This window comes from Streptomyces zaomyceticus, assembly GCF_014656215.1.
Taxonomy (GTDB): domain Bacteria; phylum Actinomycetota; class Actinomycetes; order Streptomycetales; family Streptomycetaceae; genus Streptomyces; species Streptomyces zaomyceticus.
Map to the genome: position 1 here is coordinate 77,100 of NZ_BNBZ01000003.1, position 12,079 is coordinate 89,178.

10 protein-coding genes are annotated in these 12,079 nt (G+C 74.3%); 5 read left to right on the forward strand and 5 right to left on the reverse strand.

What is annotated here, in order from left to right; genetic code table 11:
* Positions 1-3: 3 nt before the first annotated feature.
* Positions 4-1,674, forward strand: coding sequence for an Rv2231c family pyridoxal phosphate-dependent protein CobC (cobC, locus tag IE311_RS05455; RefSeq protein WP_373313753.1), 1,671 nt, complete (start codon positions 4-6; stop codon positions 1,672-1,674).
* 131 nt (positions 1,675-1,805) lie between these two features.
* On the opposite strand, the gene IE311_RS05460 is transcribed toward cobC, so the two are convergent.
* Together IE311_RS05460 and IE311_RS05465 are read right to left on the reverse strand one after the other, a co-directional pair.
* Positions 1,806-2,804 carry an SCO1860 family LAETG-anchored protein gene (locus IE311_RS05460; RefSeq protein ID WP_189830420.1) on the reverse strand — a complete coding sequence of 333 codons (999 nt, stop codon included), beginning with the start codon at positions 2,802-2,804 and terminating at the stop codon, positions 1,806-1,808.
* A gap of 298 nt (positions 2,805-3,102) precedes the next feature.
* Positions 3,103-3,822, reverse strand: coding sequence for a siderophore-interacting protein (locus IE311_RS05465; RefSeq protein WP_189830421.1), 720 nt, complete (start codon positions 3,820-3,822; stop codon positions 3,103-3,105).
* A gap of 113 nt (positions 3,823-3,935) precedes the next feature.
* On the opposite strand from IE311_RS05465, the gene IE311_RS05470 reads away from it, so the two are divergent.
* On the forward strand, positions 3,936-6,104 hold the full coding sequence (locus IE311_RS05470) for a penicillin acylase family protein (protein ID WP_189830422.1): 2,169 nt from the start codon (positions 3,936-3,938) through the stop codon (positions 6,102-6,104).
* Positions 6,101-6,664, forward strand: coding sequence for a GNAT family N-acetyltransferase (locus tag IE311_RS05475; protein ID WP_189830423.1), 564 nt, complete (start codon positions 6,101-6,103; stop codon positions 6,662-6,664). Before IE311_RS05470 ends, IE311_RS05475 begins: the two co-directional genes overlap by 4 nt.
* Positions 6,665-6,727: 63 nt before the next feature.
* Here the strand turns inward: IE311_RS05475 and IE311_RS05480 are convergent, their stop codons facing one another.
* Positions 6,728-7,813, reverse strand: a complete 1,086-nt coding sequence (locus tag IE311_RS05480) for an amidohydrolase family protein (protein ID WP_189830424.1) — start codon at positions 7,811-7,813, stop codon at positions 6,728-6,730.
* Between the two features lie 182 nt (positions 7,814-7,995).
* On the opposite strand from IE311_RS05480, the gene IE311_RS05485 reads away from it, so the two are divergent.
* On the forward strand, positions 7,996-9,096 hold the full coding sequence (locus IE311_RS05485) for a pyridoxal-phosphate-dependent aminotransferase family protein (protein WP_189830720.1): 1,101 nt from the start codon (positions 7,996-7,998) through the stop codon (positions 9,094-9,096).
* A gap of 79 nt (positions 9,097-9,175) precedes the next feature.
* Here the strand turns inward: IE311_RS05485 and IE311_RS05490 are convergent, their stop codons facing one another.
* Positions 9,176-10,243 (reverse strand): alkene reductase, encoded by a 1,068-nt coding sequence (locus IE311_RS05490; RefSeq protein WP_189830425.1) that lies wholly within the window; start codon positions 10,241-10,243, stop codon positions 9,176-9,178.
* A gap of 116 nt (positions 10,244-10,359) precedes the next feature.
* Here IE311_RS05490 and IE311_RS05495 point away from each other — a divergent pair, with 116 nt between their 5' ends.
* Positions 10,360-10,869, forward strand: coding sequence for a MarR family winged helix-turn-helix transcriptional regulator (locus IE311_RS05495; RefSeq protein ID WP_189830426.1), 510 nt, complete (start codon positions 10,360-10,362; stop codon positions 10,867-10,869).
* Positions 10,870-10,978: 109 nt separating this feature from the next.
* On the opposite strand, the gene IE311_RS05500 is transcribed toward IE311_RS05495, so the two are convergent.
* Positions 10,979-12,037, reverse strand: coding sequence for an aminotransferase class V-fold PLP-dependent enzyme (locus tag IE311_RS05500; protein WP_189830427.1), 1,059 nt, complete (start codon positions 12,035-12,037; stop codon positions 10,979-10,981).
* Positions 12,038-12,079: the final 42 nt, after the last annotated feature.

Consider the following 12,079-nt stretch of genomic DNA (forward strand, 5'->3'; position numbering starts at 1 on the left):
CGGGTGGCGTCGGCGCACCTCGGTGTCGGGGCGCGGCCGGGGGTTCCGGTGGACGAGGTGCTCGCCCTGGTCGGTGCGGTGCTGCGGGAGGCGGGGCTGACGCGCGCGGAGGTCCGGTCGCTCGGCACGCTCGACGCGCGGGCGGCGGAGCCGGGCGTCACGGGGGCCGCGGCGGTGCTCGGCGTACCGGTGCGGGGGTTCACGGCCGGGGAGCTCGCGGCCGTACCCGTACCGCATCCGTCGGCGCTGCCGCTGGCCGCGACGGGCACGGCGTCGGTGGCGGAGGCGGCCGCGCTGCTCGCGGCGGGCGGGGGCACTCGTGACGGCGGGGACGCCGGCGCGGGCGGGGAAGCCGGTGCGGGCGGGGAAGCCGGTGCGGGGACGGGTGCGGGGACGTCGGCGTGTGCGGGGGTCCCTCCCGGGTCGGGGAGCCGCGCCGTGCTGGTCGTACCGAAGCGGAAAACCCGGCGCGTAACGTGCGCTCTCGCCGTATCCGTCCCGGTTCGTCCGAACGAAGATGCCCCAGGCGTACGGTTGTTGCCACGGACTCACGGGTACATCGCTGGCGAGCCTGGCTCACCCCCCACCATCCCCACCCCCCACACGACGGCGGCCATGGACATGCACACGCATACCGACGCCCACGACCTGCGCCACCACGGTGACGCCGAGGTCCGGGACGAGAAACTCATCGATCTGGCGGTCAACGTCCGGACGAACACCCCACCGGACTGGTTGCGGGAGCGGATCGCCGACTCCCTGACCGGACTCGCCGCCTACCCCGACGCGCGGGCCGCGCGGGCGGCGGTCGCGGAGCGGCACGATCTGCCGTCGAACCGGGTGCTGCTCACGGCGGGCGCGGCCGAGGCCTTCGTGCTGCTCGCGCGGGCCCTGCCGGTGCGCAGACCCGTCGTGGTGCACCCGCAGTTCACCGAGCCGGAGGCGGCGCTGCGCGATGTCGGCCACGAGGTGGGCCGGGTGCTGCTGCGCGAGGAGGACGGCTTCCGGCTGGATCCGGCGGCGGTCCCCGAGGACGCCGACCTGGTGGTGATCGGGAATCCCACGAACCCCACCTCCGTGCTGCATCCCGGCGCCTCGATCGCCGCGCTCGCCCGCCCGGGCCGGACGCTGGTGGTGGACGAGGCCTTCATGGACGCGGTGCCGGGCGAGCGCGAGTCGCTGGCCGGGCGGACCGATGTGCCGGGGCTGGTGGTGCTGCGCAGCCTCACCAAGACCTGGGGACTCGCCGGACTGCGGATCGGGTACGTGCTGGCCGGGCCGGAGACGGTCGAGGCGCTCGAAGGGGCGCAGCCGCTGTGGCCGGTGTCGACGCCCGCCCTGGTGGCGGCGGAGGCCTGCATGTCGCGGGTGGCGCTCGCGGAGGCGGAGCACGCGGCGCACCGGATCGGGGTGGAGCGGGCCCATCTGCTGGCCGGTCTGGCGGAGTTCGACGAGGTGCGGACGGTGGAGGGTTCGGAGGGCCCGTTCGTGCTGCTCCGGATCGACGGGGCGGACGCGGTGCGGGAGCGGCTGCGGTCGCTGGGCTTCGCGGCCCGCAGGGGCGACACGTTCCCGGGGCTCGACCGGAACTGGCTGCGGATCGCGGTCCGGGACCGGGTGACGACGAACCGCTTCCTCCAGGCCCTCGACCAGGCCCTGTTGATGGGCGGCTGACGGCGCGGGCGGACGGGTCCGGGGAGGGCGACGTCGTCACCGTCGCCCTCCCCGGACCCGTTCACGCTCCCGCGCCACGCCCCCCGGCGCGTCCCCCTCGGGCCGCCTTCCCGGCCGTCCCCCTCGGACCGTCAGCCTCGGGAGCGGGCGCGCGAGCGGGTCAGCGCGAGGGCGCCGCCGCCGGCCACCAGGAGGGCGAGCGCCCCGCCCGCGATGTAGGGGGTGGTGGAGCTGCCTCCGGTCGCGGCGAGGTTCTCGGTGGGCGTGGTGCCGCCGTTGTTCGTCTTGATGCCGCCGGCGTCGCTCGGCTTGGCCGAGGGCTCCTGCGTGGGCTGCTCGCTGGGCTGCTCACTGGGCTTCTCGGTGGGCCGCTCGGTCGGCTTCTCGGTGGGCTTCTCGGTCGGGGCCGGACCCACGGGGGTCTCGCAGGTGGCCTCGGCGAGGGTCACGGTGCCGTTGACCGCGGCCACGCCGAGCTTCAGCGGGTCGACCTCCACCTTGAGTTCGAGGGCCGTCGCCGCCGCCGTGCGGGAGGTGGTGGACGTACGGGAGAGGTCGAGGGTCACCTTGCCGACGCCCGGCACCTCGACGTGGGTCCGGCCTCCGGTGGACAGGGTGGTCTTCTTGCCGAAGACGATGACATGACCGAGGACGTTGGACTCGGCGACCGGCTTCTTCCCCACCTCGCACAGCGCCTTGGAGGTGACCTTCTCGACCTCGACGAGGGAGAGGAGCGGGATGCCGGGGACGTGGACCCGGGCCTTGACGAGGTTGACGTACCCCTCCGCCTTCTTCTCGTCCACGGTGGCCTTCGAGGTGGCGACGTCGGCGGCGAGGATGTCGATCGGCTTCCCGCCCTCGGCCCCCCGCACCTTCACGGTGAGCGCGGTCTCGCTCTCGGTCTCCGGCGCCTTGACCTCGTTGAGGGAGGCCCGGACCGGCACGTCGACCGTCTTGCCGACGAGCGAGACGTCGAGGCCGGTCCGCAGGACGACGGCGGTGGCGCGCCCTTCGTCGCCCGTGGCGTGCGCCGCCGGGGCCACGAGGAGCACGGGGCCGACGGCCAGGGCGGCGACGGTCACGGCGGCGGCGGTGCGGCGTACGGGCATGCCGAAGGTGTTGCTGTTCAAGATGGTGGAACCCCCACAAGAGACATGGCGTCGCCGGCCGCTCACCACGGGGACGGTGGGTCGGCGCGGCCTCGGCGACTTGAGACACCGGAATCTTTACGCACGGAGAGTGAACCGGCAGTCGCCTGGCGTGAGTTCACTCCAAAGGGGGGTTTCCGTGTTCACTTTCGAATTTTCTCGACACAACCGTTCCCGGGTGTCCCGCGTCTTTCGCACGCACGGGTGCACACGGGTACACGAGGGAACGGTGTGAACGACCGGCGCCGCGCCGGGGTAACGGATCGTCAACCCGGCGCGCTCAGCTCGCGCGCCAGTACCCGAGGGCGTGGACGCGCTCCTTGGGGAGGGCGAGCTCCTTGCGCGCGTAGGCGGCGAGGGTACGGGTGGTCGCGGTGTCACAGGCGATCCAGACGTACGGATCGGAGTCCGCGAGCCCGGGCAGTTCGGCCTTCACCCGGGCGACGAGGTCGGCCCCGCCGTTCTCGCGCGGCACCCGGCGCAGCTCGTGGTGCTCGGGGTCGAGCCGGACCGGCAGGTCCTCGTCGGAGGCGTGCTGGGTCTCGAACCAGATGGTGGCCGGGACGCCCGGAAGCGCGTCGAGCAGGGAGTTGACGGCGGGCAGGGAGGCCGCGTCGCCGACCAGGAGGAGCCGTCCGGGCAGCGGGGCGGGGGCATCGAAGCCGGTGCCCTGGAGCGTCGCGTCCACGGTGTCACCGGGGACGCAGGCGCGGGCCCAGTGGCTGGCGACACCGTCGTGGAGGGCGAACTCCAGACTGAAGGTGCCGGCCTCCAGGTCGGGGTCGACCAGGGTGTAGGCGCGCTGGTGCGGCTTGCCCGCGCTCTCGAACCAGAGGCGCACCCACATCGTCGGGTGGATTCCGGCGGCGGCGAGCAGCCCGCCGTCCGTGAAGTGCACCCGGCGGTAGTCCTCGGTGACCTGCTCGGCCCCCGTCACGGTGAACGTGAAGTCCTTGCCTCGGAACAACTTGAGAACGGCACCCTGCCAGCCGTGACCCACCGCAATCCCCTCCCCTGAACTCCTGTAGATTAATTTAGGTCAGCCTAACCTAAGAAATTGGCAGTGGACATGGCAAAGAGCCATGGCGACACAAGGACGGGATCGGGGTCTCCGTGAGCATCGAGGTCTACCGGGACGCCTGGGGCGTCCCCCATCTGCGCGCCGCGGACCCGGACGAACTCTCCTTCGCCCAGGGCCGGGCCACCGCCCGCGACCGGGCCTGGCAGCTGGAGGTCGAGCGACACCGCGCCCAGGGCACCACGGCGGCCTTCCTCGGCCCCGCGGAACTCGCCTGGGACACCTTCGCCCGCCGGTCCCGGCTCGCCGACACCGCCCGCCGCTGCTTCGAGCGGCTCGAACGCGAGGACCCCCGGACCGCCGCCTGGGTACGCGCGTACGTGGACGGGGTCAACGACGGTCTGGCGGAAGGGGCCGGACGCGCCCCCGAGTTCACGGAGACCGGCCTCGCCCCCGGCCGCTGGGAGCCGTGGACCCCGCTCGCCGTCTGGCTCACGACCCACATCCTCTTCGCCGGCTTCCCCACCAAGCTGTGGCGCGAGGAGGTCGCCCGGCGCCTCGGCGAGGAGTGGACGGAGCTCTTCTCGACCGACGGGCCCGGCACCTCGGGCTCCAACGGCTGGCTGGTCGCCGGCGGGCGGACCGCGAGCGGCGCGGCCCTGGTGGCCGGCGACCCGCACCGGTTCATCGAGGCACCCGGCGTCTACCAGCAGATCCGGCTCGCCTGCCCCGAGTACGACGTGGTGGGCATCGCCGTGCCGGGCGTCCCCGGACTCGCCCACTTCGGCCACACCGGCCCGGTGGCCTGGGCCATCACCAACGCGATGGCGGACTACCAGGACCTCTACCGGGAGCGGCTGCGGCGGCTCCCGGACGGCGGGATCGAGGCGTACGGCCCCGAGGGGTGGCGCCCGGCCGCCGCGCACACGGAGACCGTCGAGGTCTCCGGCGGGGAGGCGGTCGTGATCGAGGTGATCGAGACGGACCGGGGCCCGGTGATCATCGGCGCGGACGACGAGCACCGGGACGAGCCCGCGGAAACCGCCGGCTGGGAGGCCGTCAGCCTCCGCCACCCGCCGCGGGTCACCGGCGAGCTCGGCTTCGAGGTGCTGCCCGCACTGCTGCGCGCCCGGACCGTCGCCGAGGTGGACACGGCCCTCGACGGCTGGGTCGAGCCGGTCAACGTCGTCCTGGCCGCCGACACCCGGGGCGGTCTGCTGCACCGGGTCGCCGGCCACGTCCCCGTACGGAACCGGGCCAACTCGCTGCGGATCGTGTCCGCCTGGGATCCGGCGCACGCCTGGGAGGCGTCCCCCGCGCCGCTCCCCCGCGCCGAGGTGACAGGCCACGCCGTGATGGCCAACGCCCGGGGCCTGGCCGCGCCGCTTGGCGTCGAGTTCGCCCCGCCGCACCGGGCGGAGCGGATCGACGCGCTGCTCGGCGCCTCGGCGGAGTGGACCCCGGAGACCGTGACCGCCGTCCACCGGGACACCGACAACCCTTCGGCGGCACGGCTCCTCGCGGCCGTGGCCCGGGTCGGCGGCACGACCACGGACGAGGCGGAGGCCGGCGGCACGACCGCGGACGAGGCCGGGGCCGGTGCGGTCCCCGCCCTCTCCCTCGCCCTCTCCCCCGCCGCCTCCGCCGTACGGGAGCGGCTGCTCGCCTGGGACCGCCGGATGGACGCCGAGAGCACCGACGCCGGTCTGTACGCGGCCGTGCGCGGCGCCGTGGTGCGCCGGCTCGCCGCCCACGAGGCCTTCGCCGCGCTGCGCGAACCCGCCCCGTACCCCGAGGTGTTCCGGCCCTGGCTGGCCCTCGGCCCGCGCGTCGCCTACGCCCTGGAGACCCTGCTCGTGGCCGGGCCCGTGCCCGCCGGGGACGTGGACCGGATCGTGCGCGAGGCACTCGATGAGGTCGGCGCCGGCGAAGCCCCCGCCGCCTGGGGCGTGACGCACCGGCTCGCGCCCTGGCAGGCGCTGCCCGACCCGGACGACGCGCAGTGGCCGGGGCTCGGCGGGGACCACGACTGCGTGCTCTCCACCTCCAGCGTGCCGGGGTGGACCGACCGCAGCGCCCGCGCCTCCGCCGCGCGCTACGTCTGGGACCTCGCCGACCGCGAACGGAGCGGGTGGATCGTGCCGTTCGGCGCGTCCGGCGTCCCCGGCGACCCGCACCACCGCGACCAGCTTCCCCTGTGGCTCAGGGGCGAGCTCGCCCCCGTCACCACCGACTGGCAGTACCTCACCAAGGAGCAGGGATGACCACCGCCGCATACGTCCGGAACGTCGAGGGCTTCGGCACCGTCACCGTCCGGCCGATCGACCCCGACCGCGACGCCGAGCTCCTGCACGGCTGGGTCAACGAGGAGCGGTCCCGCTTCTGGGGCATGGTCGGCACCACCGTCGAGCAGGTCCGGGACATCTACGCGCACCTCGACTCGCTCACCACCCACCACGGCTTCCTGGTCAGCCGGGACGACGAGCCGGTCGCCCTCCTCCAGACGTACGACCCCGAGGCCGACCGGGTGAGCGAGTGCTACGAGGTGCTCCCCGGGGACGTCGGCGCCCACTTCCTCATCGCCCCGAACGCCGCCCCGCAGCCCGGCTTCACCGGCAGTCTCCTTTCGGTGCTCGTCGGCTTCACGCTGCGGGACCACACCCGGGTCGTCGTCGAGCCGGACGCCGCCAACGAGAAGGCGATCGCGCGCATGGTGCGGGCCGGTTTCGAGCTGGGCCCCGAGGTCGTGCTGCCCGAGGTGGACCTGCCGGAGGTCTTCATCCCGGAGAAGAAGGCCCGGCTGGCCTTCCTGACCCGCCGCTGACCGCCCGGCGGGGGCCGGCCGTCGCGCCGCCCCCGCCGCCGGTCCTCCGGCGCGGGTGGTCGGCTACCCCACCACCCGCCCGTTGACCACGATCCGCCGCGGCGCCGCGAGGACCCGGACGTCCGCGCGCGGGTCCTCGCCGTAGACGACGAGGTCGGCCGGGGCGCCCTCCTCCAGGGAGGGACGGCCCAGCCAGGCCCTGGCCCCCCAGGCGGTGGCCGCGAGCGCGTCGATCGGCGGGATGCCCGCCCGGGTCAGCTCCTCGACCTCCTCGGCGACGAGACCGTGGGCGAGGGAGCCGCCCGCGTCGGTGCCGACGAAGACCGGGACGCCCGCGTCGAAGGCGGCGCGCACGGTGTCGTACCGGCGCTCGTACAGCCGGCGCATATGGGCCGACCAGCGGGGGAACTTCTCCTGACCGCCGTCGGCGAGGTGCGGGAAGGTCGCGATGTTGACCAGGGTCGGGACGATCGCGACGCCCCGCTCGGCGAAGAGCGGGATGGTGTCCTCGGTGAGGCCGGTGGCGTGCTCGACGCAGTCGATGCCGGCCTCGACGAGATCGCGGAGGGAGTCCTCCGCGAAGCAGTGCGCGGTGACCCGGGCGCCCAGCCGGTGCGCCTCGGCGATGGCCGCCCCGACCTCGGCGCGCGGCCAGCAGGCGGTCAGGTCGCCCGCGTCACGGTCGATCCAGTCGCCGACGAGCTTGACCCAGCCGTCGCCGCGCCGGGCCTCGCGGCCGACGTACTCCACGAGGTCGGCGGGCTCGATCTCGTGGGCGTAGTTCCGGATGTAGCGACGGGTACGGGCGATGTGCCGGCCCGCACGGATGATCTTCGGCAGGTCCTCGCGCTCGTCGATCCAGCGGGTGTCGGAGGGCGAGCCCGCGTCCCGGATGAGCAGGGTGCCCGCGTCCCGGTCGGTGAGGGCCTGCTTCTCGCTGGTGGCCTCGTCGACGGGGCCGTGCCGGTCGAGGCCGACGTGGCAGTGGGCGTCGACGAGTCCGGGCAGGACCCAGCCCTCGACGGTGACCGCCTCGGCGGCGGGTCGGTCGAAGGTGATCCGGCCGTCGACGCACCACAGTTCGTCCCGTACGTCCTCGGGGCCGACGAGCACCCGTCCCTTCACGTGCAGCACCGTGTGATCGCTCATGTCTGCACTGTACGAGGGAGGGTGCCCCGCCGGGACCCCCGATCGGGGGGGCCGCCCGTCGGCCGTCCCGCGCGGCCCGTACGGGGTGTACAGGTGGGACAGGGGGCGGCGGGAAGGTGCCTCGGTACCCTGATCGGAGTTCCGCCCGCACCGCACCGAGTCGAAGAGGCACCGCCGTGACCGTGACACATCCGCTCCTGGACCTGGCCCCGCTGACCGCCGCGCATTTCGCGTCGATCGAGCGCCGGGTGGCCGCGCTGCTCTCCACGGAGCAGGACGTGGTGATCACCCAGGGCGAGGCGCTGCTGCCGCTGGAAGGGTGCATCCGCAGTGGGGCGCGGGCCGGTTCGACCGCGCTGAACGTGGTGACGGGACCGTACGGGCAGACCTTCGGCAACTGGCTGCGGGACTGCGGCGCGACCGTGGTCGACCTGGAGGTGCCCTTCCACACCGCGGTGACGGCCGCCCAGGTGGAGCAGGCGCTGACCGCCCACCCGGAGATCGACTTCGTGTCGCTGGTGCACGCGGAGGCGGCGACCGGGAACACCAACCCGGTGGCGGAGATCGGCGAGGTCGTCCGGGCGCACGGCGCGCTGTTCTACCTGGACGCGGTGGCGTCGATCGGCGCCGAGCCGGTGCTGCCGGACGCCTGGGGCGTGGACATGTGCATCATCGGCGCGCAGAAGGCGATGGGCGGCCCCGCGGGGGTGTCGGCGGTGTCGGTGAGCGCGCGGGCCTGGGAGCGGTTCGCCGCCAACCCGGCCGCGCCGCGCCGCTCGTACCTCTCCCTCCTCGACTGGAAGGAGCGCTGGATCGACGGCGGCCGCAAGGCGCTGCTGCACGCTCCGGCGCAGCTGGAGATGCTGGCCCTGGAGGCCTGTGTGGAGCGGATCGAGGCGGAGGGCCTGGACGCCCTGATGGCGCGGCACGCCTCCGCGGCGGCCGCGACCCGCGCTGGCGCGCTGGCCTTGGGCGGCGGTCTGGAACCGTATGTGTACGAGGCGAAGGACGCGGCCCCGGTCGCGACGACGCTGCGGGTGCCGGCCGGGGTGGACGCCTCGGAGCTGGTGGCGAAGGCGCTGGCCGCCGATCCGTCGCTGCCGCTGATCGCGGGCGGCGGGGCGCTGGCCAAGGAGATGATCCGGGTCAACCACTACGGGGTGGACGCGACGCCGGGCGCCGTGCGGTCCTCGCTCGCCGCCCTGGGCGCGGCGCTCGGCGAGACGGGCCGCACGGTGGACCTGGAGGGCGCGGGCCGGGCGGTCACGGAGGCGTGGGCCTGATCCCGGCCGGTCGTACGGGGAGGGGGGGGGGGGCCGGTGCCGGGCCCCCGCCCCCTCCCCGTTCCTCCGGGTGCCCCGGTCACAGCGCCGGGTAGTCGGTGTAACCGCGGTGGTCGCCGCCGAAGAAGGTGGCGGTGTCCGGGGTGTTGAAGGGGCCGCCGGCCCGCAGCCTGGCGGGCAGGTCGGGGTTGGCGAGGAAGAGCGCCCCGTACGCGACGAGATCGGCGGTGCCGTCCTCGATCAGGGTCAGGGCGTCGGCCCCGGTCGGCCCCTCGGTGGCCGGGTTGAGGATGAAGGTGCCGGTGAACGCCTTGCGCAGGGCGAGGGTCAGCCCGCGGACCTCCGGGGCGGCCTCGGTGACGTGGAGGTACGCGATGCCGACCGGGTCGATCGCGGCGACGAGGGCGGGGTAGAGCTCGTCGGTGTCGGTCTCGGCGATGTCGTTGTAGGTGTTGGCCGGGGAGACGCGCAGGCCGGTGCGCTCGGGGCCGATCTCGGCGGCGACGGCCTTGACGACCTCGACGGCGAAGCGGATGCGGTTCTCGACGGGGCCGCCCCACTCGTCGGTGCGGTGGTTGGAGCCGGAGGCGAGGAACTGCTGGACGAGATAGCCGTTGGCGCCGTGGATCTCGACACCGTCGAAGCCGGCCTCGACGGCGTTGCGGGCGGCGGTGGCGAAGCCGTCGACCGTCTCCCGGATCTCGTCGGCGGTGAGTTCGCGCGGGGCGACGAAGTCGATGAGTCCGGTGCCGGCGAAGAGCTTGCCCGCCGGGGCGACGGCGGAGGGTCCGACGGGGTGGAGGCCGTCGCCGAGGACGACGGGGTGGCTGATCCGGCCGGCGTGCATCAGCTGGGCGAAGATCTTTCCGCCGCGCTCGTGGACGGCGTCGGTGACCTCGCGCCAGGCGGTGATCTGCTCGGCGCTGTGCAGGCCCGGGGTGTTGGGGTAGCCCTGGCCGACGGCGGTCGGCTGGGCGCCCTCGGTGATGATGAGGCCGGCCGAGGCGCGCTGGGCGTAGTACTCGGCGACGAGCGCGGTGGGGGTGCGGCTCTCGCCGTCGGCGCGGCTGCGGGTCATGGGCGCCATGGCGATGCGGTTGGCGAGCCGGGTCCCGGCGAGGTCGACGGGGTCGAAGGCGGTGGTCATGGCTGTCCCCTTCACAGGTTTATGTGGTCGGCCAACTATCTGGCCCGGATTCACTGTAACCCATTGATTGGCCGACCAAGGTAATCTGGTGGAGAGAGCCTTCCCGAGGAGCCCCGATGCCTGGACCCGACCCCGTCTGTACCGAGCCGACCCCGTCCGCCGCCCACGGCGGACCGGTCAGCATCGCCCTGGCCCGGGTGGCCCGGATGCACCGGATCGCCGCCGGGCGCCGGCTGAAGGAGCTCGAGCTCTACCCCGGCCAGGAAATGATGATGATGCGGCTCTGGGACCGCGGGCCGGTCCGCCAGTCCGAACTCATCCAGTCGCTGGGCCTGGACGCCTCGACGGTGACCAAGATGCTCCAGCGCCTGGAGCAGTGCGGCCACGTCCGCCGCGGCCCGGACCCGGCCGACCGCCGAGCCGTCCTCGTCGAGGCGACGGACGAGGGGCGCGCGCTGCGCGCCGGCGTCGAGGGCGTCTGGACGGACCTGGAACAGCTCTCCCTGAGCGGACTCGGGCCCGAGGACCGGGCGGAACTGGCCCGGCTCCTCGGGCTCGTGGCGGAGAACCTCCGCGAGGAGGCGGGCGAGGCGGGCGAGTGCCCGCCGCCCCCCGGGGTCTGCTGACGGGCGGCGCGGAAACCACCCGCCGCGGGCCGGAAACCGCCGGCCACGACTCGGGGCCTGCCGACCGCCCGACCGCCCGACCGCGGGGCCCGCACGGGCCCCGCGGGGCTCAGTCCGCGAGGACGTCCAGGGCCCGGTCCACGTCCGCCGCCGCGTTGTACAGGTGGAAGGACGCCCGCAGGTTGCCCGCGCGGGCCGAGAGCAGGACGTCGGCCTCGCGCAGCGCGTCCGCGCGGTCCCCGAGACGGGGCACGGCGACGACGGTCGACTCGTCCATGACCGGCTCGTGGCCGAGAGCGAGGAGACCGGAGCGGAAGCGGGCCGCGAGACCCTTGTTGTGGGCCTCGATCCGCTCGATGCCGATCTCCTCCAGGAGCGCGAGCGAGCGGGCCGCCCCGTGGTACGAGAAGAAGGCCGCGGGCTCGTCGAAGCGGCGCGCGGTGCGGGCCAGTTCACGGACCGGGCCGTAGCTGTTCACCCACAGCTCCTCGCCGGTGACCCAGTTGGCGTGGATCGCGAGGAGCGAGTCCTGCGCCTCCTCGGTCACGGTGAGGAAGGACGCCCCGCGCGGGCAGAGCAGGTACTTGTAGCCGCCGGCGACCGTGTAGTCCCACTCCCCCGCACGCAGCGGCAGCCAGCCCGCCGACTGGGTGGCGTCCAGGAGCGTCCGGGCGCCGTGCGCGGCCGCCGCGGCGCGGATCGCGGCGAAGTCGGCCGTCCGGCCGTCCGCCGACTGCACGGCGGAGAAGGCGACGAGCGCGGTGTCGGGGCCGACGGACTCGGCGAGCCGCTCCAGCGGCGCGAAACGGACCTTGAGGTCGCCGCGGATCGTGAAGGGGGTGATGACGGAGGAGAACTCGCCCTCCGGGAAGAGGATCTCGGACCCCGAAGGCATCGACTGGGCGATCATCCCGCAGTGCACGGCGACCGAGCTGCCCACCGCGACGCGCTCGGGCGGGACGTCGGCGAGCCGGGCGAAGGCGGCACGGGCCTCGTCCACGATGTCGAAGCTTCCGGCGCCGTCGGGACGGCCGTCGGCGGTCTCCTCGGCGAGGAGCGTGACCGCCTCGATGGTCCGGCGGGGCAGCAGCCCGCACGCCGAGGTGTTGAGGTAGGTCTTCTTGGGCGCGAACTCGGCGCCGCCGAGAGGCTGTTCCAGGGAATCCATGCCCCCAGCCTGGATTCCCCACGATCTCCCGTCAATTGGGTT

What these genes read in the sequence shown, in the direction of transcription:
- IE311_RS05475 (WP_189830423.1), top strand. Translation starts at nt 6,101, where the DNA reads ATGACCACCGCCGCATACGTCCGGAACGTCGAGGGCTTCGGCACCGTC.
- IE311_RS05480 (WP_189830424.1), bottom strand. Translation starts at nt 7,813, where the DNA reads ATGAGCGATCACACGGTGCTGCACGTGAAGGGACGGGTGCTCGTCGGC.
- IE311_RS05490 (WP_189830425.1), bottom strand. Translation starts at nt 10,243, where the DNA reads ATGACCACCGCCTTCGACCCCGTCGACCTCGCCGGGACCCGGCTCGCC.
- IE311_RS05500 (WP_189830427.1), bottom strand. Translation starts at nt 12,037, where the DNA reads ATGGATTCCCTGGAACAGCCTCTCGGCGGCGCCGAGTTCGCGCCCAAG.
- IE311_RS05495 (WP_189830426.1), top strand. Translation starts at nt 10,360, where the DNA reads ATGCCTGGACCCGACCCCGTCTGTACCGAGCCGACCCCGTCCGCCGCC.